Consider the following 23,600-nt stretch of genomic DNA (forward strand, 5'->3'; position numbering starts at 1 on the left):
CGTTCCGGTCGGATCGCCCCGCTTGCACACGCTGGCGGGGTTTTTCCTTTTGTGGTGGGACCCCGGAGCGGGCGGGTGGCCTGAACAAAGCGCGGGCGACCCGGTCGAACAGGCCGACCACCGGACGGTGGACGGCCGGTCCCAGGTAATCCGAGAAAGCTAGGGAGGGGTCTCATCAGCGCCGAGCCCCGCATCAATGACCGTATCCGGGTGCCCGAGGTCCGACTCGTCGGACCCAACGGTGAGCAGGTCGGAATCGTCTCCGTGCAGGACGCCCTGCGTCTGGCCCAGGAGTCCGACCTCGACCTCGTCGAGGTCGCGCCGACCGCGCGCCCGCCGGTCGCCAAGCTGATGGACTACGGCAAGTTCAAGTACGAGTCCGCGGTCAAGGCCCGTGAGTCGCGCAAGAACCAGTCGAACACGATCATCAAGGAGATCAAGCTCCGCCCGAAGATCGACCCGCACGACTATGAGACCAAGAAGGGTCACGTCGTCCGGTTCCTCAAGGGCGGGGACAAGGTCAAGGTGACGATCATGTTCCGCGGTCGTGAGCAGTCCCGCCCCGAACTCGGGCGCAGGCTGCTGGTGCGACTGGCCGAGGACGTCAAGGACCTCGGCACGGTCGAGTCCCAGCCCAAGCAGGACGGCCGCAACATGGTCATGGTGATCGGTCCGCACAAGCGGCGTTCCGAGCACAAGGCCGAGGCCCGTGCGGCGGCCGGGGAGAAGGCCCGCCGCGAGCGGAGCGACCAGGCGTAGACGCCAGGGAGGTCTCCCGCCGCCCGGCCCGCCGTCGAGGCGGGACCCGGGTGGCGGGGGCACCGTGCGCGACGGCCCGTGATGCACAGGCGTGGCGCCCCAAGACCCCGCCTAGCGCGGAACAACCGCGTCGTCGGTCCATGATCGACGACGCGCCGACGGAGTAGGAGACGACGGCGACATGCCGAAGAACAAGTCCCACAGCGGAGCCAAGGACCGTTTCAAGGTCACCGGTTCCGGCAAGATCATGCGCCGCCGTGCCAACAAGAACCACATCCTTGAGCACAAGACCTCCAAGCGTAAGCGCAAGCTGAGCAACGAGGCCGTGCTCTCCCCGGCCGACACCAAGAACATCAAGAAGCTCTTGGGCAAGTAGTACCGGAGAACCTCTCGTCCTCCTCGGCAGTGCCCGCGCGTCCGACCCGGTCGGTGCGTGTCAGGCGCTCGGGGGACGACCACCTGAAGCGAACACGGCCGCCGGGCCCGTCCTGGTCGGACCGGACGGCGCGCCGTGCGCCGGAAGAACAATGAGGGAGTCACTGTGGCACGCGTGAAGCGGGCTCTCAACGCCAAGAAGAAGCGCAAGGTCGTTCTCGACCGGGCCAGTGGTTACCGCGGGCAGCGCTCGCGCCTGTACCGCAAGGCCAAGGAGCAGATGCTCCACTCGATGACCTACTCCTACCGGGACCGCAAGGACCGCAAGGGGCAGTTCCGTCGTCTGTGGATCCAGCGCATCAACGCCGCCTCCCGCGCTCACGGTCTGACCTACAACCGTCTCATCCAGGGTCTGAAGCTGGCCGAGATCGAGGTCGACCGTCGCATGCTGGCTGAGCTGGCCGTCAACGACGAGGCCGCCTTCGCCGCGCTGGTGGAGAAGGCCAAGCAGGCCCTGCCCGCCCCCGCCGCGGCCTGACGGTTTCGTAAGACAGATACGGGTAGCGATGGCGAGCCACGAGTTCACGAGTGTCCGATCACCCAGGATCAAGGGGGTTCGGCGGCTCGCCAAGCGCACCTTCCGCCAGCGTGAGCGGCGCTTCCTCGCGGAAGGCCCCCAGGCTGTGCGGGAGGCCCTGGCCGCCGTCAACGGCGGTGACGGGCGGTCCCCCTATGGAGGGGCCGCCCACGGTGTGGTCGAGGTCTACGCCACGGCGGAGGCCATGCAACGCCACATCGACCTGATGGACGCGGCCCACACCGCGGGCGTGCCCACCCATCGGGTCAGCCTCGACGTGATGTCCGAACTGGCGCAGACCATCACCCCTCAGGGGGTCATCGCGGTCTGCGAGTTCGTCGACGTCCCCTTGGAGAAGGTCACCGACGTGCGTCTGGCCGTCGTCCTCTCCCACGTACGCGATCCCGGTAACGCCGGGACGGTCCTGCGCACCGCCGACGCGGCCGGAGCCGACGTCGTGATCTTCACCGACGCCTCCGTGGACCCCTACAACGGCAAGTGCGTGCGCGCCTCCGCCGGAAGCCTGTTCCACCTGCCCGTCGTGGTGGGGGTGCCCGTGGCCCGGGCCATCGACTTCCTGCACGACGCGGACGCCAAGGTGTGGGCCGCCGACGGCGGTGGCGACCGGGACCTGCACCAGGTGGCCGACGACGGCGCTCTGGACGGTCCGGTCGGCTGGGTCTTCGGCAACGAGGCCTGGGGGCTGCCCGAGGAGACCGTCCGTCTCACCGACGGCGCGGTCAGCGTTCCGATCTACGGCGGGGCCGAAAGCCTGAATCTGGCCACGGCCGCCGCGGTCTGTCTGTACACCACCGCACGCCAGCAGAGACGCGCCTGATCCGGGTACCCGCGCCCGAGCCCGTCTCCACGTGCGGTGACGCTCCGTGCATCGTCACCGAACGGCCCGATCACGCGACCGTGGGTGTGCACGACCGGTAACAGGTTGTGCCAACACCTCGGAATGCACGTGCACCAGGCCCGAGTGTCGATAGGGTCGGAGCGGCACCACGGCGGTTCATGCGCATCCCGCTTGACCGCGCTCACACGACCCGTGTCACGGGTGGAGACGTGCGCCCGCCTCCTGGATCGGGCAGGCTCGGCCACACGGTGTGAGTATCCGGACCGTGATCGCGGTCGACCGGCCCGCCCCCGGGGACGGGTGTGGGAACGGTGTCCGCAAGTTCGGTCTTCCGCCCGACGCCGCGTCACGGAACACGAGGCGTACCGGGCGGGAGTGCAGGGTAGACCTGCGGTGGTGTCCAGGGGAGAGTTGGAAACGGACACCACCGAGCAGTGATCCGCGGCCTGGGACCCCCGTGCCGTGGACCTTCGGAGGGGAGCGGGGAGAGGCGTGGGCAGCGGCCGGCAGGTGGACCAACCGGCGGAGGACTCCGACAGCGCGGTGACGTATCCGATGGACGGCCCCGCGCCGGCCGACGTCGACACCGCGTCCCCCGGGGGAGCGCCCCTGCACGCCGACGATCTGCCGGACGGGGTCGTTATCGCCGACGCCCGGGGCCGGGTCGTCCTCTTCAACACCCAGGCCGCCCAGCTCGTCGGGGTTCCCGCGGAGTCGGCGCTGGGCCACGACTACCGTTCCGCCCTACCTCTGCGAGGGCTCGACGGGCACGACTGGTGGGAGGCCAGCGACCCCTACGGAGGCGATCGCGATCGCACCCGTCAGGTCGAACGGGTCCTCTGCCTGCCCGACGAACGCGAGATCCTCGTCGCCGCCCGCTACGTCCGGGTCAGGCCCGGGGGCGATCTCGTCCGTCTCGTGGTCACCCTCAGGGACGCCTCGGCGCGGGCCGACCGCTCCCGGGCCGACCTGGTCTCCGAGGTCGCTCACGAACTGCGCTCCCCCCTGACCAGTGTGAAGGGCTTCACCTCCACGCTGCTCACCAAATGGGAACGGCTGACCGACAAGCAGAAGCTGTTCATGCTGGAGACGGTCAACGCCGACGCCGACCGTGTCACCCGGCTGATCCACGACCTTCTGGACGTCTCGCGGATCGAATCCGGGCGGCTGGAGGTGCGTCGCCAGGTCGTCGACCTGCCGGAGGCGGTCCGCAAGGTGGTCGCGGGGCGGGTCGCGGCGGGGGAGTCCGAGGAGCGCTTCCGTGTGGAGGCGCACGGCGATCTTCCTCAAATGTGGCTGGACCCCGACAAGCTCGAACAGATCCTCTCCAACCTCGTGGAAAACGGGGTGCGGCACGGCGCTGGTACTGTCAGTATCGTGATCGAGCCGTGTGAGGGAGGAGCAGCGGTGTCGGTGCGCGACGAAGGCCAGGGCATAGCGCCCGAGACCATTCCGCGCGTCTTCCGCCAGTTCTGGCGCAGCAAGCGCCGTGGCGGGACCGGCCTCGGACTGTTCATCGTCAAGGGCCTCGTCGAGGCCCACGGCGGCACGATCACCGTTGGCCGCGCCCCCAACGGTGGCGCAGAGTTCCGATTTACCATGCCCGCCGGGACGCCCGAGTTCGTCTGAGCAGTCAGACCCTTCGGCCCCGGTGGGCGCACGAGGCTCCCCGTGTTCCGTCGTGGACCTTCCACGGGGCGGCCCGTCAATCCAGGGCCGGTCTCACCGCCGGCCCGACGTGACCCTGTGCTCTTCCTGTCGGCTTCGTCCGCCCCGAGCGGACCGTGACTGCCGCCCGCGCCCGCGTCCGCCGGTGCGGTGTCGGCGAGGCAACCAAACATGTCTGCACCGAACAATTCCTTCGACCCGGTCGAGGTGACCCCCCTGCACCCCGACGAGGTCGCCCGCATGCGCGAGGAGGCGTTGGCCGCCATCGAGGCCGCCGCCGATCTCGCCGAACTCAAGGAGGTCAGGCTCGCCCACGCCTCCGACCGTTCCCCGTTGGCCCTGGCCAACCGTGAGATCGGCGCCCTGCCCCCGGCCGCCAAGGCCGACGCCGGCAAGCGCGTGGGCGGGGCCCGCCGCGACATCGGCCAGGCCCTCAAGGCCCGCCAGGCCGTCCTGGAGGCCGAGCGCGACGAGCGGGTCCTGGTCGAGGAGCGCGTCGACGTCACCCTGCCCTGGGACCGTGTCCCCCGTGGGGCGCGTCACCCGCTGACCACGATCGCCGAGCGCATGGCCGACGTCTTCGTCGGCATGGGCTTCGAGATCGCCGAGGGCCCCGAGATCGAGGCCGAGTGGTTCAACTTCGACGCCCTCAACTTCCAGCCGGACCACCCCGCCCGCACCATGCAGGACACCTTCTTCGTGGAGGGGCCCGAGGGCGGTGAGTCCGGGCTGGTCATGCGGACCCACACCTCCCCGGTCCAGGTGCGCTCCCTGTTGACGCGCGACCTGCCCGTGTACGTGGTCGCCCCCGGCAAGACCTTCCGCACCGACGAGCTCGACGCGACGCACACGCCGGTCTTCCACCAGCTCGAAGGGCTGGTCGTGGACCGGGGCATCACCATGGCCCACCTGCGCGGAGCCATCGACACCTTCGTCGAGTCCTTCTTCGGAGAGGGCCTCAAGACCCGTTTCCGCGCCTCCTACTTCCCGTTCACCGAGCCGTCGGCCGAGGTGGACATGGAGTGCTTCGTGTGCCGAGGCGCCTCGGTGGGGGACCCGGACGCGCCGTGCCGCACCTGCTCCAGCGAGGGCTGGATCGAGATCGGCGGCTGCGGAGTGGTCAACCCGCGTGTGCTGGTGGCCGCGGGTGTGGACCCCGAGGTCTACAGCGGATGGGCCTTCGGCCTGGGAATCGAACGAACACTGATGTTCGCGCACGACGTGCGCGACATGCGCGACATGGTCGAGGGCGACGTACGTTTCACCTCGGCGTTCGGGAGTGAGATCTGATGCGCGTCCCCATGACCTGGCTGCGCGAATACGTCGCGCTGCCCACCGACGTCACCGCCCGCGAGCTCGCCTCCCGACTGACCCTGGCGGGTCTGGAGGTCGAGACCGTCGACGAGCTCGGAGCCGACCTGACCGGCCCCATCGTTTTCGGTCGTGTCCTGGAGATCGAGGAGCTGACCGGTTTCAAGAAGCCGATCCGCTTCTGCCGGGTCGACGTCGGCGACGCCAACGGCACCGGTGAGCCACAGGAGATCGTCTGCGGCGCACGCAACTTCGCCGAGGGCGACCTGGTCGTCGTCTCCCTGCCCGGGGCCGAGCTTCCCGGCGGTTTCAAGATCGGCGCCCGCAAGACCTACGGCCGGATGTCGGCGGGCATGATCTGCTCGGCGACCGAGCTGGGCCTGTGGGAGGACCACAGCGGCATCGTCGTCCTGCCGGAGGGCTTCGGCGAGATCGGCGCCGACGCCATCGAGGCTCTCGAACTGCGCGAGGACGTCCTCGACATCGCGGTCACCCCCGACCGCGGCTACGCGCTGTCGATGCGCGGAGTGGCCCGTGACGTCGCCGCCCTGTACGGGGTCGACCTCCACGACCCCGCCGAGATCGAGGTCGTCGAGCCCACCGGGCCCGGCCACCCCGCGGAGATCGCCGACACCGGGCTCGCCGACCGTCTCGTGCTGCGCGGCGCCACCGGCTTCGACCCCGAGGCGCCCACCCCGCTGTGGATGATGCGTCGTCTGCACCAGAGCGGGGTGCGTCCGGTCTCTCTGGCCGTCGACGTCACCAACTACGTGATGCTGGAACTCGGCCAGCCGCTGCACGCCTGGGATCGCGACCGGCTCGACGGGACCGTCACCGTGCGCGCCGCGAAGCCGGGGGAGAAGCTGGAGACCCTCGACCACGTCCGCCGGTCCCTGGACCCCGACGACATCGTCATCGCCGACGCGTCCGGTGCCCAGGCCATCGCCGGTGTCATGGGCGGCCTCGACACCGAGATCGGTCTCTCCTCCTCCGCTGTCCTGGTCGAGGCGGCGCACTTCGAGCCCCGGCACATCGCCCGGGCCTCGCGCCGCCACCAGCTCTCCTCGGAGGCCTCGCGCCGGTTCGAGCGCGGCATCGACTCCAGGATGCAGGTGGTGGCCGCCACCCGCGCGGTGGAGCTGCTCGCCGAGTTGGGCGGCGCGAGCGTCGAGGCGGCCTACACCCACCTCGACCACTCGTCGGCCCCGACCACGATCACGGTGCGCGCGGGTCACGCCGGCGCCGTGGCCGGTGTCGACTACCCCGAGGGCACCACCGAGAAGTGGCTGCGGGCCATCGGCTGCGCGGTGGCCTCCGAGGGCGACGTGCTCACGGTGACCCCGCCGTCCTGGCGTCCGGACCTGACCGACCCCAACGACCTCGCCGAGGAGGTCATCCGGTTCGAGGGCTACGAGAACATCCCCTCCATCGGTTTCAAGGGGATGGGCCGTGGTCTGACCGAGGGGCAGCGTCTGCGTCGCGCCGTGGGCCGTGCCCTGGCGGAGACCGGTCACCACGAGGTGCTCACGTACCCGTTCGTGGGCGAGCGCGACCTCGACGGGCTCCAGCTGAAGGCCGACGACCCGCGTCGTGTGAGCATGCGGCTGGCCAACCCGCTCAACGACGAGGAGCCCCTGCTGCGCACCACGTTGTTGCCGGGGATGTTCAAGACCCTGGTGCGCAACGTCGGTCGTGGTCTCACCGATGTCGCCCTCTTCGAGATGGGGTCGATCTACCTGCCCCGGGCCGGTGCCTCTCGCGCTCCGCTGCTTCCGGTGGATCGCGCGCCCTCGGCCGAGGAACTGGCGCTGATCGACGCGGCCCTGCCCGAGCAGCCGCGCCATGTGGGCGTGGTGCTGTCCGGTGCCGCCGAACGCGCGGGTTGGTGGGGTCCGGGGCGCGAGGCCGTCTGGGCCGACGCGATCCAGGCCGCCCGTGACGTGGCCCGTGTGGCCGGTGTGGAGCTGGAGATCGAGGCCTCCCAGCAGGCCCCCTGGCACCCGGGACGCTGCGCGGCGCTGTACGTGCGCGTGGCGGGGGAGCGCCTCGCGGTCGGACACGCCGGTGAGCTGCACCCGCGCACCGTCAAGGCCTTCGGTCTGCCCGAGCGCACCGCCGCGATGGAGGTCGACCTGGACCGGATCGAGCGGGCCCGGACCAAGGTCGTGGCCCCCGAGGTGTCGGCCTACCCGGTGGCCACCCAGGACGTGGCGCTGGTCGTGGACGAGTCGGTCCCGGTGGGGCGGATCCGTTCCGCTCTGATCGAGGGCGCCGGCGAGCTCCTGGAGAGCGTGCGTCTGTTCGACGTCTACACCGGTGAGCAGGTGGGCGAGGGACGCAAGTCCGTGGCCTTCGCCCTGCGTTTCCGGGCCGGGGACCGGACGCTGACGGCCGAGGAGGCCGGGGCCGCGCGTGACGCGGCCGTGGCCCTCGCCACCGAGCGCACCGGGGCGGTCCTGCGCGGCTGACCTCGCCGCGACACGCCGAAGGGGCGGGACGGGCCCTCCTGAGAAAGGGGGCCGTCCCGCCCCTCTTGTGTTCGGGCGGGGTTCGGTGTTCGATGGCGGTCTCGGACCGATACGCACAGGGATCGTGTCGCGAAACGGTTTGTCGGACACTCCGGAATCCAAGAAATTTCAGGGCCTGTTTTTCCTGCACAGTAGGGGTTTTGAGGCCATGGGGCAGGGGTAGTCGGAATGAAGTTTATGTTTCGGGGCATGAATCCTCGTTTTGTCTCTTGCTGAAGAGCGGGTGGAGAACTTAGCCTGCAATCACCTACCGCAACCTGGGCGTCCGGGTGATGGGGGCAGATCCGTTTTCCGCTGCGCACTCTCGCGCATGTCACGGCTCGGAGGTCGCCATATGACCGAAACGGTTGTCTCGTCCGCGCTCACTCCCAAGGAACACAGGGAGTCCAGCCGCCTCTGGCACACCTTCTGCGATATGAACACCGTGGCCAAGGGCCCGGAGTTCGTCGTCTCCCGCGCCGAGGGCGTGTGGCTCTGGGACCAGTACGGTGATCGTTACCTCGACGGCACCGCCAGCCTCTGGTACTGCAACGTCGGTCATGGTCGTACCGAGATCGCGGACGCGGTGCATCGGCAGATCAGCACCCTGGACGCCTACACCGTCTACGGGGACTTCGCCAACGCGCCCGCCATCGAACTGAGCGAGCGGCTGGCGGCGCACGCGCCGGTCGACGACCCTCGGGTGATCCTGACCTGTGGTGGAGGGGAGTCGATCGACACCGCGGCCAAGCTGGCGCGCGGTTACTGGGCGGCGCTGGGGCAGCCCGAACGTCAGCACCTGATCAGTCGGACCGGCGGCTATCACGGCCTCAACGGGTTCGGTACCAGCATCATCGGGATGGACCGCTTCCGTGAGGGCTACGGCCGGCTCGTCGAGGAGACCTCGGTGGTCCCCTACGACTCCGCGGAGGCTCTGGAGGCGGAGATCCTTCGGGTGGGGGCCCACCGTGTGGCGGCCTTCTTCGCCGAACCGGTGATCGGGGCGGGCGGGGTCTTCCTGCCGCCGGAGGGCTACTTCGCGGAGATCTCGCGTATCTGTCGTAAGTACGGCGTGCTGTTCATCGTGGACAGCGTCATCTGTGGTTTCGCCCGGATGGGCAACTGGTTCGGGATCGAGCGCTTCGGCGTGAGCCCGGACATGATCGTCTTCGCCAAGGGCGTCTCCAGCGGGTACCTGCCGCTGGGCGGTGTCGTGGTCGACGGCCGGGTGGCCGACCCCTTCTGGAACCAGGAGGGCAACCCGTTCCTGCACGGGACCACCTACGCCGGGCATCCGACGGCCTGCGCCGCGGCCATGGCCAACATGGACATCCTGGAGCGCGAGGACCTGTTCACCGTCTCCCGCGAGGTGGAACGGCACCTGGACTCGGCCCTGCGCGGGTTGGAGAGCCACCCGCTGGTCGCCGAGGTCCGTTCCGGGGTCGGGGTGATGGGCGCGGTGGAGCTCACCGAGGAGGCGCTCACCGAACGGGGCATCACCACGGCCGAGGTCTTCGCCGAGACCCGGGCCCGGGGCGTCATCGTCCGGCCGGTGCCCAAGGCGCTGTTGGTCTCGCCGCCCCTGGTGGTCACCTGGGAGCAGATCGACCACCTGACCTCGACTCTCGCAGGAGCCCTGGACGCGGTCATGGAACGACACTGAGAGGGGCCCGGAGGGTTCCGGGCCCCCTTCTCGTCGACATCGACGCACCCACCGACGCGATCCGCGCCGGTGGGTTCCTTTTTCCGGGCGCGGATCACCCCACGAAGTCGCCGACATGGAGTAATATTTTCTAGGAAGATATTTCTTCAGGGTGCGATCGTCGGGGTCCACCCGCGATCCGACAGGGACGGGACATGACGACACGGACGACGGAGACGACACACGAGGCACGTGACGAGGGCTGTATGGACGGCGACGACCTCATCACCGCCTGGGGGCTGGTGGCCGAGGCGACCAACGCCATCGGGCCTCGACTGTTGAGCGGCATCACCCCCGACGGCAAGGACATGGCGGGCCCCTGGTTCGAGGTCCTCATCCGTCTCCAGCGCACCCCGGGGCACCGACTGCCGATGAGCCGACTGGCGCGTGAGGTCAGCCTCAGTACCGGAGGGTTCACCAAGCTGGCCGACCGCCTGGAGAAGGAGGGCTACCTGGAGCGGCACAACTGCTCCACCGACCGCAGGGTCGTCTACGCGACCCTCACCGAGAAGGGGCGGGAGTTCACCGAGGCCACGAAGGTCAAGCACGTCGAGCGGCTGCGCGAACACATGCTCGCCCCCTTGGGCGAGGACGGGGTTCGACAACTCGCCGCCATCGCGCGTACCCTCCGTGACAGTGCTCTTTGACGACCTCGGGACTCTCCGTAGTCGAATTCCTGCTCGAATGACCCATGCGTCCCTCGGAAGCGCGGAAGATATCCCACGCACCTCCGTTCCCATGTAGGTTGGCCAGAGTTCGGGGATCCGACGCGGGGCGGGTCGGGAGCATTGAGGTTTCGGGGGGAATGATGAGGCTGTTCACCACTGCTGCCCGGATGAGGTCGATCCCCCGATCCTCTCGTTTCGCCAATGGTGGGATCTCCTATTGGTTCCGGGACATCGGGGTGCCCGAACGGAGAGCGCCCCTGGCCGGGGACGCGGACTACGACGTCTGCGTGGTCGGAGCCGGATACACGGGTCTGTGGACCGCCTACTACCTCAAGCGCGAACGCCCCGAGCTGCGTGTCTGCGTGCTGGAGCGGGAGTTCGCCGGCTTCGGGGCCTCCGGTCGTAACGGAGGGTGGCTGTCGGCCGAGTTCTCCGGTTCCCGGGAGGACTACGCCCGGTCACACGGCAAGGGCTCCATGGTCGCCCTCCAGCGCGCGCTGATGAACACCGTCGACGAGGTGGTCTCGGTCACCGAACGCGAGGAGATCGACGCCGACCTGATCAAAGGCGGCATGTACCTGGTCGCCGACAACGAGGCCCAGCGCGAACGTCTCCAAGGGCACATCGAGTACCTCCAGGAATGGGGCTACTGGCCCGACGACTTCCACATGGTCGACCCCTCCGAGGAGCCGCGGATCGCGGTCCACGGGGCCGTCGCCGCCGGGTACTCGCCGCACGCCGCCCGACTGCACCCGGCCAAGCTGGTCGTGGGTCTGGCCGCCAAGGTCGTGGAGCTGGGGGTGGACGTCTTCGAGGACACCCCGGTCGTGGAGATCAGGCCGGGGGAGAAGGGCGAACGCCCCGCGGTGGTCACCGAGCACGGCACAGTGCGCGCCGACCACGTCGTCCGGGCCACCGAGGGCTTCACCTCCACGCTGCGCGGACCGCGCCGACAGTGGCGTCACACGCACTCCTCGATGATCGTGACCGAGCCGATCTCCGACGAGTCGTGGGAGCGGATCGGCTGGGAGGGCGGCGAGGTCCTGGGTGACACCGCCCACTCCTCGATCTACTCCCAGCGCACGGCGGACGGGCGCATCGCCATCGGCGGACGGGGCGCGCCCCAGCGGCTGGGGTCGGCCCCGGCCGAGGAGGGGCTCACCCAGCCGCACGCGATCGCCGAGCTCTGGCGCGCCCTGACCCGGATGTTCCCCGACGTCGCGGACGTTCCGATCGAGCACGCCTGGGCCGGGGTGCTGGGCGTCCCCAAGGACTGGTCGCCGACCGTGCGACTGGACTCCGAGACCGGACTGGCCTGGGCCGGCGGGTACTCCCACAGCGGTGTCTCCACCAGCAACCTGGCCGGACGTACCCTGCGCGACCTGATCCTGGGCCGTTCCACCGAACTGACCCGTCTGCCCTGGGTCGGACACGAGACGCGAGGCTGGGAGCCCGAACCGCTGCGCTGGGTCGGCACCAAGGTCGTGCGCGGCCTCTACCGGACCGCCGACCGTCGTGAGTCCAGGACCGCGGGCAAGGGGCACACCTCCCGTCTGGCCGATATCGCCACCCGTATGCCGGGGCGCTGACCGGCGGAGACCCTCGTCCCGTCGCCGCGGCCCGAGCGCCGCGCCGCGACGGAGACCACCGTCACCCTCCCCAGGGCCGACCATCATCCTCTGCTTGCATAAACTTGCAAGGGCATGCATGATAGTCCAGTCCAATACCGAGGAGGGGATCTCACCATGGGATACACAGCGGCGATCGCCGGAGCCAGCGGCTACGCCGGAGGTGAGCTGCTGCGCCTGCTCCTGGGACATCCCGAGATCGAGATCGGAGCCGTCACCGCGGGCGGCAACGCGGGCAGCCCGCTCATCCGGCACCAACCGCACCTCCTGCCGCTGGCCGACCGCGTCCTGGTCCCCACCACCGTGGAGGAGCTGCGGGGTCACGACGTGGTCTACCTCGCCCTCCCGCACGGGCAGTCCGCCGACATCGCCCGAGAGCTCGGCGACGACACCCTGGTGGTCGACTGCGGAGCCGACTTCCGGCTCACCGACCCCACCGCCTGGGAACGCTTCTACGGAACCCCCCACGCCGGCACCTGGCCCTACGGTCTGCCCGAACTGCCCGGACAGCGCGGTCTCCTGGCCGGAGCCCGCAGGGTCGCCGTTCCCGGCTGCCACGTCACCGTCGCCACCCTCGGGCTCTTCCCCGGACTGGCCGCGGGGCTCGTCGAACCCGACCTGACCGTGGTCGCCGTCACCGGGACCTCCGGCGCGGGCAAGGCGCCCAAACCCCACCTGGTCGGCAGCGAGGTCATGGGCTCCCTCAGCCCCTACGGCGTCGGTGGAGCCCACCGCCACAACCCCGAGATCGTCCAGAACCTCTCCTCGGTCACCGACGAGGCGGTCCGTCTCTCCTTCACCCCGGTCCTGGCGCCCCTGCCCCGCGGCATCCTCGCCACCTGCACCGCCCCCCTCAAGCCCGGCGCCACCGCCGAGACGATCCGCGCCGCCTATGAGAAGGCCTACGCCGACGAGCCCTTCGTGCACCTGCTCCCCGAGGGGACCTGGCCCGACACGTCCATGACCCTGGCCGCCAACACCACCATGGTGCAGGTCACCGTGGACGCCGACGCCGGTCGCATGGTCGCCGTCGCCGCCCTGGACAACCTCACCAAGGGCACCGCCGGCGGAGCCGTGCAGAGCACCAACCTCGCACTGGGCCTGCCCGAGGCCACCGGACTCCCGCTCGCCGCGGTCGCCCCCTGAGGCAGGGAAGGACACCACATGAGCGTCACCGCTCCCCGGGGGTTCCGCGCCGCCGGAGTCGGCAGGGGCGAGCACCCGGACCGTGACGTCGCGATCGTCGTCAACGACGGTCCCGCGCGCGCGGCCGGGGCCGTGTTCACCACCCACCCCGACCCGGCCGCGCCGGTCCTGTGGTCCCGCCAGGTCGTCTCCGGTGGACGCGTACGCGCCGCCGTCCTCGACTCCGCGTGCGCCAACGCCGGCACCGGCCCCCTCGGTTTCCAGGACGTCCACGCCACCGCCGAACACACGGCGGCCCTTCTGGAGGACTCCGCCGCCGAGATCGTCCTGTGCTCCGCGGGCCCCCTCGGGGTCCGCCCCTCCAGGGAGGCCCTCGACGACGGGCTCGCCCGGGCCGTCGCCGAGGCCGGCCGCGGGGGAGGGCTCTCCGCCGCCGACGCCATCCGTACCGACGACACCGTCGCCAAGATCGCCTTCCGTCGCGGAGGAGGGATCACCGTCGGCGGCATGGCCAAGGGATCCGACCCCTCCCTGGGGTCGCTCCTGTGCGTGCTCACCACCGACGCGGCCCTCGACGCCCGGCAGTGCCGCGACCTCGTCGAGGAGGCGGCGGCCAAGAGTTTCCCCCCGCCGACCGGCACCAACGACACGGTGCTGTTCATGGCCAGTGGCGCGGCCCCCGGACCCCCCGACGAGGACGGCGTCCGCGCGCTCCTGAACCTGGTGTGCGAGGAACTCGCCGCCCAGATCGAGGCAGACCCCCCGACCAAGGAAGACAGGCAGGACACCCCATGAACTCCCGGACAGCCCAGGACCAGGCCCAGGCCATGGACAAGGCCGCGCACCTCATCGAGGCGCTGCCCTGGCTCTCCCGCTTCCACGGTCGCACCGTCGTCGTCAAGTACGGCGGCAACGCCATGATCAGCGACGAACTGCGGGTCCGGTTCGCCGAGTCCATCGTCTTCCTCTACTACGCGGGCCTGCGCCCCGTCGTCGTCCACGGCGGCGGCCCCCAGATCAGCGCCATGCTGGAACGCTCCGGAGTGGAGTCCACCTTCACCGCCGGACTCCGCGTCACCACCGACGACGCCATGGACATCGTTCGCATGGTCCTCACCGGTCAGGTCAACCGCGAGATCGTGGGTCTGATCAATCGGCACGGACCCTTCGCCGTCGGTATGTCCGGAGAGGACGCGAACCTCCTCCAGGCTCGCCGTAAGAGCGTCGAGGTGGACGGGGAGGTCCTCGACATCGGCCGCGTCGGCGAGGTGAGCGAGGTCGACCCGGGGGCCATCTCCGCGCTCATCGCGGACGGCCGCATCCCCGTGGTCTCCAGCGTCGCCCGCGCCGACGACGGCGGCGTCTACAACATCAACGCCGACACCGCCGCCTCCGCCCTCGCGGTCGCGCTCGGAGCCGGCAAACTCATCATGCTCACCGACGTCGAGGGACTGTTCGCCGACTACCCGGCCAACACCGACCTCATCAGTCGGCTGAACGTGGACGAGCTGCGCGCCCTCCTGCCCTCGCTGTCCTCGGGCATGCTCCCCAAGATGGAGGCCTGCCTGAAGGCGGTCGAGGGAGGCGTGCCCCAGGCCCACATCATCGACGGCAGGGTCCCGCACTCCCTGCTCTTGGAGGTCTTCACCGACCAGGGGGTGGGCACGATGGTCGCCGACGAGGTGTTGGAGGACGAACTGCTCAACGGCAACGCCCGCCACCCCCGACGCCCGCGTCCCGTACACGACATCACCAACGGCATCCAGAACCCGGGAGAGACACAGTGACCAGCAGCGACCTGAGGGAGCGCTTCGAAGCCTCGCTCATGCCCAACTACGGGGTACCCCCGATCGCGCTCACCCTCGGGCGGGGCTGTGAGGTCTACGACGCCGACGGACGCCAGTACCTCGACCTGATCGCCGGGATCGCCGTCTCCAGCCTGGGCCACGGCCACCCCGCCCTGGTCAAGGCGGTGGCCCACCAGGCCGCCACCCTCGCGCACACCAGCAACCTCTTCGTGCACGAGCGCGAGGTCCAGCTCGCCGAACGCCTCATCGGGCTCCTCGGCGGCGACGCCAAGGTCTTCTTCACCAACAGCGGGACCGAGGCCAACGAGGCGGCCCTGAAGCTGGTCAAGCGCGCGGCCGGCCCCGGGCGCCACTACTTCGTCGCCGCGGAGCGCGGCTTCCACGGCCGCAGTTCCGGATCGCTCGCCCTGACCGGTAAGGACTCCATCCGCGAGCCCTTCGGCCCCTTCGGCATGGACGTGCGCTTCGTCCCCCACGGCGACCTCGAAGCGCTCACCGAGGCCGTCGACGAGCACTGCGTCGCCGTCTTCCTCGAGCCCACCCAGGGCGAGGCCGGCGTCGTCCCCGCCCCCGAGGGTTACCTCGCCGGGGTCCGGGCCCTGTGCGACCGGACCGGCGCAGCCTTCGTCCTCGACGAGATCCAGAGCGGTATCGGCCGTACCGGTGAGTGGTTCGCCCACCAGGGCGAGGCGGTCCGTCCCGACGTCCTCACGCTGGCCAAGGGGCTGGGCGGCGGTCTTCCCATCGGCGCCTGCGTCGGCTTCGGACGGTTCGCCGACGCCTTCCACAAGGGCGACCACGGCTCCACCTTCGGAGGCAACCCGGTCGCCTGCGCCGCGGCCCTCGCCGTGATCGAGACGATCGAGACCGAAGGGCTGCTCGCCCACACCAAGGTGATGGGCGACCTGCTCGCCGAGCAGATCGAGGGGATCGACCATCCCCTGCTGGCCGGACAGCGCGGCAGCGGCCTGTGGCGCGCCCTGCGACTCACCGCACCGCACGCGGCCCACGTTCAGGAGCAGGCCGCGGTCCGCGGCTTCCTGATCAACGCGGTGTCCCCCGACACCCTGCGCATCGCCCCGCCGCTGGTCATCACCCCCGAACAGATCGGCGTGTTCATCGAGGCGCTGCCGACCGTCCTGGACGCGGCCGAGGCCGCGGCGACGAAGGAGCAGTAACCATGACCCGTCACTTCCTCCGCGACGACGACCTCACCCCCGAGGAACAGACCCTCGTCCTCGACCTCGCCGACCGGATGAAGCGCGACCGCTTCGGGTACCGGCCGCTGGCCGGGCCGCGCACCGTCGCCCTCATCTTCGACAAGCCCTCCACCCGGACCCGCCTGTCCTTCGCCGTCGGCGTCGCCGATCTGGGCGGCAACCCCCTGGTCCTGGACTCCGACAGCACCCAGATGGGGCGTGGAGAGCCCTTGGAGGACACCGCCAGGGTCCTGGAACGTCAGGTCGACGCCGTGGTCTGGCGCACCTTCGCGCAGGAGAACCTGGAGAGCCTGGCCCGCGCCATCTCCGTGCCGGTGATCAACTCCCTCACCGACGAGTTCCACCCCTGCCAGATCCTCGCCGACCTCCAGACGATCCGCGAGCACAAGGGCTCCCCGGCCGGGCTCACCCTGGCCTATCTGGGCGACGGCGCCAACAACATGGCCCACTCCTATCTGCTCGGCGGGGCCACCGCGGGCATGCACGTGCGCATCGGCGCCCCCGAGGAGCACCACCCCGACCCCGAGGTCCTGGCCCGGGCCGGGGACATCGCCGCCACCACCGGCGGATCGGTCACGGTCACCACCGACGCGACCAAGGCCGCCGAGGGCGCGGACGTCATCGCCACCGACACGTGGGTCTCCATGGGTCAGGAGGGGGAGAAGGGCGGCCGTGAGGCCCTCTTCCGTCCCTACATCGTCGACAAGGCGCTCATGGCCGTCGCCGACCCCGAGGCCATCGTCCTGCACTGCCTGCCCGCCTACCGGGGCAAGGAGATCGCGGCCGAGGTCATCGACGGACCCCAGAGCGTGGTCTGGGACGAGGCGGAGAACCGTCGGCACGCGCAGAAGGCCCTGATGGCCTTCCTCCTGGACGCGCGGGACGGACACGGGATCGCGCGACGATGAGCAACGACGCCGGCGGCACGGCCCCGATGACCAAGGCCGCCCGACAGGCCCGGATCACCGACGTCCTCACCCGCCAGGACGTCCGCTCTCAGGGAGAGCTGGCCAAACGGTTGGCCGAGAACGGCGTGCAGGTCACCCAGGCCACCCTCTCCCGGGACCTGGACGAACTCGGCGCGGTCAAACTCCGCACCGCCGACGGTCACCTGGCCTACGTCCTGCCGGGGGAGGGCGGTGAACGGCTTCAACGCACCCGCCCCGACAGTCTCGACCTCGAACAGGTCTCCGGGGCGCGGCTGAACCGTCTGGCCGAGGAACTACTCGTCTCCGCCGAGGCGTCCGCCAACATGGTCATCGTGCGCACGCCCCCCGGGGCCGCCCAGTTCCTGGCCTCGGCCATCGACCACACCGACTTCCACCCGATCCTGGGCACCATCGCCGGCGACGACACCATCCTGGTGATCTCGCGCGACCCCCAGGGCGGGGAGGAACTGGCCGCCGCCCTCCTCAGACTGGCCGACCGCAGACCCTGACGGCACCCGCACCGTCCACCAGCATCCGAACTCTCACGAAGGAGACCACCATGGCCGACCAGCCCGAGGCCCTGCGCCTGTGGGGAGGCCGCTTCGAGGGCGGACCGGACCAGGCCCTGGCCCGTCTGTCGCTGAGCACGCACTTCGACTGGCGGCTCGCCCGCCATGACATCGCGGGTTCGCGCGCCCACGCCCGCGCCCTGCACCGCGCCGACCTGCTCTCCGCGGACGAACTCGACCGCATGATCGAGGGGCTGGACCGCTTGGAGGCCGACGTGGCCTCGGGGGAGTTCACCCCCGTCCTGGAGGACGAGGACGTGCACACCGCGCTGGAGCGCGGATTCATCGAACGGGTCGGGCCCGAACTGGGCGGCCGGCTGCGGGCCGGACGCTCCCGCAACGACCAGATCGCCACCCTGGTCCGCATGTACCTGCGCGAAGAGGCCCGCTCCCTCACCGAGGGACTGCTGGACCTGGTGCAGGCCCTCGCCGACCAGGCCGCGGCCCACCCCGAGGCGGCGATGCCCGGTCGTACCCACCTCCAGCACGCCCAGCCGGTGCTGCTCGGTCACCAGCTCATGGCGCACGCCTGGCCGCTGGTCCGGGACATCGAGCGCCTGCGGGACTGGGACCGCCGCGCCGCCGTCTCCGCCTACGGCTCCGGTGCTCTGGCCGGTTCCTCGCTCGGACTCGACCCCGGCGAGGTCGCCGTCGAACTGGGCTTCCCCGAGTCGGTGGAGAACTCCATCGACGGCACCGCCTCCCGCGACGTGGTCGCCGAGTTCTCCTTCGTCACCGCCATGATCGGCGTGGACCTGTCCCGCCTGTCGGAGGAGATCATCCTCTGGGCGACCAAGGAGTTCTCCTTCGTCACCCTCGACGACGCCTTCTCCACCGGCTCGTCGATCATGCCGCAGAAGAAGAACCCCGACGTCGCCGAACTCGCCCGGGGCAAGGCCGGCCGTCTGGTCGGGGACCTGACCGGCCTGCTCACCACCCTCAAGGGCCTCCCTCTGGCCTATAACCGGGACCTCCAGGAGGACAAGGAGCCGGTCTTCGACGCCGTCGACAGTCTCCACCTGCTACTGCCCGCCATGACGGGGATGGTGGCCACCCTGACCTTCCACACCGACCGGATGGCCGAGCTCGCCCCCCAGGGCTTCTCGTTGGCCACCGACATCGCCGAGTGGCTGGTCCGTGAGCGCGTGCCCTTCCGTGAGGCCCACGAGATCGCGGGCACGTGCGTGCGGGTGTGCGAGGAGCGTGGGATCGACCTGCCCGACCTCACCGACGCCGACTTCGCCGAGATCTCCGAGCACCTCACCCCGGGCGTGCGCGAGGTCCTCACCGTGCACGGATCGCTGTCCTCGCGTTCGGGCAAGGGCGGTACCGCCCCGGTCCGCGTCGCCGAACAGCTCGAACGTCTTCGCGCCGCCGTCGAGACGCTGCGCAAGGCCTTCTGACCTTCGTCTCTCCGGGCCCCTCTCCCTCGTTCCTCGGCGGGGGAGAGGGGCCTTTTCCATGGGCGCGCGCATCGGTCGATGCACGGGTCCGGGAACGTCGGAAATCCTTGCGTACACGTGCGTCGCGCCGCCTCCGACGACCACATTCCACGACGGCGTCCTGTTTCCGCGACCAATGTGGAATTCCCCCCGCGAGACCTTGGTGAGTGCGGTAGCGTCCTGTGTCTGCGGGCACAACACGTGTTCTCCTCTGCGCGCACCGTGACGACCCGCGCGGTAAACGCCACACGGACGCGTGCTGTCCGGTGTCCGTGGTAAACGCCGGGGAGGAGCGCAGTGGGACAGTCGGGAGGCGCGGGAAGCGGCATCAGGACTCAGCTCAGCCGCATCGTGCTGATACCCAGCATCACCTTTCTCGCGTTGTTCGTCATGCTCAGCTCCGCCACGCTCGCCCAGGCGGTATCGCTGCGCTCGTCGGTCACCGACGGCCGGGCCGCCACCGAGATCACGACGGCGTTGACGGCGCTTCAACTCGAGCGTCGACTGAGCGCCGAGTACCTCACCGCTCCGGGAGAAGAGACCCGGCGCGCTCTGATGGAGTCCGTCGAGGAGACCGATCTGGCCCTGACGGACGTGCGGGCGGTGCGCTCGACCCTGGAGGCCATCCCCGACACGCGGGAGGGCGGCTTCCTCGAAGCCGTCGACACGGTCGAGACGGTGCGCTCCGCCAACCTGGAGCGCCCCGGCGACCTCGGAGAGACCCTGGACGCCTACACCGAGGCGATCAGGATCGGCGCCCGCCTGTACGAGGGCTCCGTCCGCGGTCTGGACGACGGCCCCGCCGGTGTCGAGGCCGCCGCCACGGGCGACCTGCTCTGGGCCCAGGAGGGCTTCGCCCACGCCGACGCCGTCATCAGCGGCGTCCTGAGCGAGAACTCCCTCGATCGGGAACAGCAGTCCCGGGTCGCCTCGCTGATCGGCGACGCGGATCGCAGATTGGACGCCCTGGCCGAGGGATCCCGGAGCGAGGGGGCCGATGCCGCCGAACGGATCATCGGTTCGCGGGACTGGTCACGTGCCATGGAGATCACCGAGGCCGTCTCCCATTACGAGGCCCCGGTGGAGATCGACCCCTTCACCGGAGAACAGAGTCGCCTTCCGGAGCCGCCCACCGGTATCGGTGACTGGCGTTCGGTCGCCGACGGGGTCGACACCGCCTTGGCGGGCGCCGTCTCCGAACGGTCGCTGGCGGTCGTCTCGGCCGTGGAGGCGGCCGCGGCCCGGATGTTCACCCTGGCCCTGGGCGGCGGCATCATCTCCCTGTTCGCGGGCACCGTGGCCTACGGTGTGGCCGCCCGCTCGGCCGCCCGCCTCACCCACCGCCTCGCCCGACTGAAGGCCGAGGCCCTGGCGGTGGCGCGCAACGACCTGCCCAGGATCGTGCGCCGCCTGGAGGAGGGGGAGAGCGTCGACCTCGACACCGAGATGAAACAGCTCGACCACGGTCGGGACGAGATCGGCCAGGTCGCCGACGCCTTCAACATCGCCCAACGCACCGCGATCGGCGCCGCGGTCAAGCAGGCCGACACCCGGGCCGGGGTCAGCAGGGTCTTCCTCGGGATCGCGCACCGCAACCAGTCCCTGGTCCAGCGTCAACTCCAGCTCCTGGACCGGGTGGAACGCGAAGAGGAGGACCCCGATCTCCTGGAGAGCCTCTTCCAACTCGACCACCTGGCCACGCGCGGACGGCGGCACGCCGAGAACCTCATCATCCTGGGCGGGGCCCAGCCGGGACGGCGCTGGCGCCACCCCGTCCCCCTGGTGGACATCATGCGCGGCGCGATCTCCGAGACCGACGAGTACGCCCGGGTCGAGCTCGCCTCCACCCCGGACCTGTCCCTCGTGGGAGCGGTGGTCGCCGACGTCATCCACCTGCTCGCCGAACTGGTGGAGAACGCCACCGCCTACTCGCCGCCGCACACCGACGTCACCATCCGGACGGAGAAGGTACCCAAGGGGGTGGCGGTCGAGATCGAGGACCGCGGTCTGGGTATGACCGAGGAGGCTCTGGACAAGGCCAACGGGACCCTCGCAGACGCTCCCGAGTTCGACATGATGACCTCGGGCACCGATGGTCGCCTCGGCCTGTTCGTCGTCGCCAGGCTCGCGCACAAGCACGACATCGGGGTGCATCTGCGCTCGTCGCCCTACGGGGGCACCCGGGCCGTGGTCCTCATCCCCAACACCCTCGTCGCGCCCGGGGCGGCCCAGGAGCCCTCCGGAGCCCCCTACCCCATCCGTATGGGGGCCCCGGAACGGGAACGCCTGGGCCCCGCCGACCTGCTCTCGGCCGGCGCCGAGCAGCGGACCCGGGCCGTACGCCCGATGCTGCGCCCGGTGCCCGAACACCCGGAGGAGACCCGGGAGGACCGTCGGGTCGAACACGCCCCCGCCCCCCTCCTCCGCCAGGTCCCGGACCTGCGGCCCGCCGAACGCGACCTGCCGGTCGAGGGAGGGGCCCCGGCGCCACTGCCCAAACGTGAGGCCCGCCGGAGCGGAGGCGCCGAACGCGCGAGGCCCATCGCCGCGGCACGGACGACCGGGGCCGATCACGGAGGCGACATCGAGATCGAACAGGACAACGGTCGGGTCGGCGCCGGACCCGATCGGGAGGGACTGCCCAGACGTAGGAAGCAGGCCAGTCTGGCCCCTCAACTCCGCGATGGCGCCTCGTCCGCGTCGTCCTCCCCGCCGACGTCGACGCGGCGTACCCCCGAACAGGCGCGCCGCATGATGGACGCCTTCAGCGCGGGGACGCGGCGTGGCCGGGCCGGGGACGTCGGCGCGGACGAGCACGGACACAGCAGTGATGACCAGGTCGGTGCAGGAGCCGACGACCACACGGGAGAGAGCGACTGAGATGGTGGGCAAGAGCAAGGCCGCGGACAACCTGGACTGGCTCCTGGACGATCTGGTCGACCGCGTCGTCGGGGCCGGCCACGCGATCGTGCTGTCGGCCGACGGACTGCTGCTGGGCCGTTCCCGAGGACTCAGGCCGGAGGACGCCGAGCACCTGTCGGCGCTGGCCTCGGCCTTTCAGAGTCTGGCACGGGGCACCGGCAGGCACTTCGGAGGCGGCGACGTCCGACAGACCGTGGTGGAGATGGAGTACTCCTATCTCTTCGTCACGGCGGCGGGGGCGGGAGCCTGTCTGGCGGTCCTGGCGACCGAGGACGCGGACGTGGGGCTGGTCGCCTATGAGATGAACCTGCGGGTCAAGCGGGTGGGGGAGTTCCTCACCGCCGCGCCACGCAGGCCCGGCCAACTCACGGCCATGGGAGGTGCCGGCTCATGAGCACCTCGAAGGGCCGGCACGGGGAGTCCCCACCCGTGCCCCGGGAGGGGGGCCGGTATCACGGTCGTGGCCACCCCGTCTCCGAGGGGCCCTCCACGGGGCTTCTGCCCAAGGACACCTCCGCCGGACCCCTCGTACGCCCTTACACCATGACCAAGGGACGGACCCGACCCGCCGCCGCGGGGCGGGGGCTGGACCTGATCACCATCGTGATGGCGGCCCGAGACCCCGGTGAGCGTTCGCGCGGCCCCGAGCGGCAGGCGATCCTCGACCTGTGCCGACGCCCCATCTCGGTGGCGGAGATCTCCGCGCGTCTGGACATCCCGTTGACCGTGGTCAAGGTGCTCCTGGGGGACCTCGTCGCAGAAGGGGACGTCCGTACCCGGGCGGCCACGCCCATGACCCAGCTTCCCGAGAAGAAAGTACTTCAGGCGGTACTCGATGGCATCCGCAGACTCTGAGAACCGGTCGAGCGCGTACGAGGCGATCCCCCAGGCCGTCAAGATCATCGTCGCCGGAGGGTTCGGCGCGGGCAAGACCACCCTGGTCGGGGCCGTCAGTGAGATCACCCCGCTCAGCACCGAGGAGGTGATGACCGAGGCCAGCTACGGCGTCGACGACCTGGGCGGTGTGGAGAACAAGACCACCACCACGGTGGCGCTCGACTTCGGCCGCATCACCATCAACGACGACATCGTGCTCTACCTCTTCGGCACCCCGGGCCAGGATCGGTTCTGGTTCATGTGGGACGAGTTGGTGGAAGGCGCGCTGGGTGCGGTGGTCCTGGCGGACACCCGCCGGCTCGACACCTGTTTCCACGCGGTGGACTTCTTCGAACAGCGCGGGGTGCCCTTCGTGGTGGCGGTCAACCGTTTCGACGGATCCACCCCCTACCGGGCGGAGGAGGTGCGTGAGGCCCTCGACCTCTCCGACGCGGTTCCGGTCCTGGTGGCGGACGCCCGTGAACGCGAATCCGCCAAAGAGGTCCTCGTCTCCCTGGTGACGCACGTCATCGACGGCCGTAGGCCGGCGATGAGCGGTTGACCCGGGATCCCCTGGGCACGAGGCCCGGGAGGCCCGTTATACGTTCAGGACATACACCCCTGAATGTGGTGT

Annotated in this window: 21 protein-coding genes; all 21 read left to right on the forward strand. The window is 70.3% G+C overall.

What is annotated here, in order from left to right:
* Window positions 1-192: 192 nt before the first annotated feature.
* A complete protein-coding gene (gene infC, locus D451_RS0115785; protein WP_275040960.1) occupies window positions 193-759 on the forward strand; it encodes a translation initiation factor IF-3 in 567 nt (188 codons plus the stop codon).
* A gap of 181 nt (window positions 760-940) precedes the next feature.
* Complete coding sequence (gene rpmI, locus D451_RS0115790) at window positions 941-1,135, forward strand: 50S ribosomal protein L35 (RefSeq protein WP_014908288.1); 195 nt, start codon at window positions 941-943, stop codon at window positions 1,133-1,135.
* 165 nt (window positions 1,136-1,300) lie between these two features.
* Window positions 1,301-1,672, forward strand: a complete 372-nt coding sequence (gene rplT / locus D451_RS0115795; RefSeq protein ID WP_026125106.1) for a 50S ribosomal protein L20 — start codon at window positions 1,301-1,303, stop codon at window positions 1,670-1,672.
* Between the two features lie 28 nt (window positions 1,673-1,700).
* Window positions 1,701-2,549, forward strand: coding sequence for a TrmH family RNA methyltransferase (locus tag D451_RS0115800; RefSeq protein WP_026125107.1), 849 nt, complete (start codon window positions 1,701-1,703; stop codon window positions 2,547-2,549).
* A gap of 513 nt (window positions 2,550-3,062) precedes the next feature.
* Window positions 3,063-4,199 (forward strand): sensor histidine kinase, encoded by a 1,137-nt coding sequence (locus tag D451_RS0115805; protein WP_014909953.1) that lies wholly within the window; start codon window positions 3,063-3,065, stop codon window positions 4,197-4,199.
* A 210-nt stretch (window positions 4,200-4,409) separates the two neighbouring features.
* Window positions 4,410-5,528, forward strand: a complete 1,119-nt coding sequence (gene pheS, locus D451_RS0115810; protein ID WP_014909440.1) for a phenylalanine--tRNA ligase subunit alpha — start codon at window positions 4,410-4,412, stop codon at window positions 5,526-5,528.
* Complete coding sequence (pheT, locus tag D451_RS0115815) at window positions 5,528-8,017, forward strand: phenylalanine--tRNA ligase subunit beta (RefSeq protein ID WP_017535152.1); 2,490 nt, start codon at window positions 5,528-5,530, stop codon at window positions 8,015-8,017. Before pheS ends, pheT begins: the two co-directional genes overlap by 1 nt.
* A 475-nt stretch (window positions 8,018-8,492) precedes the next feature.
* Window positions 8,493-9,719: an aminotransferase family protein gene (locus D451_RS0115820; RefSeq protein WP_026125108.1), complete on the forward strand. Its 1,227-nt coding sequence runs from the start codon at window positions 8,493-8,495 to the stop codon at window positions 9,717-9,719.
* Window positions 9,720-9,913: 194 nt separating this feature from the next.
* Window positions 9,914-10,405 (forward strand): MarR family winged helix-turn-helix transcriptional regulator, encoded by a 492-nt coding sequence (locus tag D451_RS0115825; RefSeq protein ID WP_026125109.1) that lies wholly within the window; start codon window positions 9,914-9,916, stop codon window positions 10,403-10,405.
* 188 nt (window positions 10,406-10,593) lie between these two features.
* A complete protein-coding gene (locus D451_RS0115830) occupies window positions 10,594-12,015 on the forward strand; it encodes an NAD(P)/FAD-dependent oxidoreductase (RefSeq protein WP_026125110.1) in 1,422 nt (473 codons plus the stop codon).
* A 156-nt stretch (window positions 12,016-12,171) separates the two neighbouring features.
* Complete coding sequence (argC, locus tag D451_RS0115835; protein ID WP_017535154.1) at window positions 12,172-13,200, forward strand: N-acetyl-gamma-glutamyl-phosphate reductase; 1,029 nt, start codon at window positions 12,172-12,174, stop codon at window positions 13,198-13,200.
* Between the two features lie 18 nt (window positions 13,201-13,218).
* Complete coding sequence (locus D451_RS0115840) at window positions 13,219-13,995, forward strand: bifunctional ornithine acetyltransferase/N-acetylglutamate synthase (protein WP_017535155.1); 777 nt, start codon at window positions 13,219-13,221, stop codon at window positions 13,993-13,995.
* Window positions 13,992-14,987: an acetylglutamate kinase gene (argB, locus tag D451_RS0115845; protein ID WP_014912373.1), complete on the forward strand. Its 996-nt coding sequence runs from the start codon at window positions 13,992-13,994 to the stop codon at window positions 14,985-14,987. Before D451_RS0115840 ends, argB begins: the two co-directional genes overlap by 4 nt.
* Entirely contained in the window at window positions 14,984-16,186 is a 1,203-nt protein-coding gene (locus D451_RS0115850; RefSeq protein WP_014912887.1) for an acetylornithine transaminase, read from the forward strand. The genes argB and D451_RS0115850 overlap by 4 nt, the downstream gene beginning before the upstream one ends.
* Before the next feature lie 2 nt (window positions 16,187-16,188).
* The gene (gene argF, locus D451_RS0115855) at window positions 16,189-17,136 is read left to right on the forward strand and encodes an ornithine carbamoyltransferase (protein WP_017535156.1); all 948 of its coding nucleotides are present in this window, start codon (window positions 16,189-16,191) and stop codon (window positions 17,134-17,136) included.
* Window positions 17,133-17,666 (forward strand): arginine repressor, encoded by a 534-nt coding sequence (locus tag D451_RS0115860; RefSeq protein WP_014909865.1) that lies wholly within the window; start codon window positions 17,133-17,135, stop codon window positions 17,664-17,666. Before argF ends, D451_RS0115860 begins: the two co-directional genes overlap by 4 nt.
* Before the next feature lie 50 nt (window positions 17,667-17,716).
* Entirely contained in the window at window positions 17,717-19,129 is a 1,413-nt protein-coding gene (gene argH, locus D451_RS0115865; RefSeq protein ID WP_017535157.1) for an argininosuccinate lyase, read from the forward strand.
* A 336-nt stretch (window positions 19,130-19,465) separates the two neighbouring features.
* Window positions 19,466-22,048: a sensor histidine kinase gene (locus D451_RS0115870; RefSeq protein WP_017535158.1), complete on the forward strand. Its 2,583-nt coding sequence runs from the start codon at window positions 19,466-19,468 to the stop codon at window positions 22,046-22,048.
* A gap of 1 nt (window position 22,049) precedes the next feature.
* Window positions 22,050-22,484, forward strand: coding sequence for a roadblock/LC7 domain-containing protein (locus D451_RS0115875; protein ID WP_014908347.1), 435 nt, complete (start codon window positions 22,050-22,052; stop codon window positions 22,482-22,484).
* Window positions 22,481-22,945, forward strand: coding sequence for a DUF742 domain-containing protein (locus D451_RS0115880; protein ID WP_014909266.1), 465 nt, complete (start codon window positions 22,481-22,483; stop codon window positions 22,943-22,945). Before D451_RS0115875 ends, D451_RS0115880 begins: the two co-directional genes overlap by 4 nt.
* Window positions 22,926-23,528, forward strand: a complete 603-nt coding sequence (locus D451_RS0115885) for a GTP-binding protein (RefSeq protein WP_014912751.1) — start codon at window positions 22,926-22,928, stop codon at window positions 23,526-23,528. The genes D451_RS0115880 and D451_RS0115885 overlap by 20 nt, the downstream gene beginning before the upstream one ends.
* The last annotated feature ends 72 nt before the right edge of the window (window positions 23,529-23,600 follow it).

The sequence above is a fragment of the Nocardiopsis alba DSM 43377 genome, from assembly GCF_000341225.1.
In the GTDB taxonomy this organism is placed as follows: domain Bacteria; phylum Actinomycetota; class Actinomycetes; order Streptosporangiales; family Streptosporangiaceae; genus Nocardiopsis; species Nocardiopsis alba.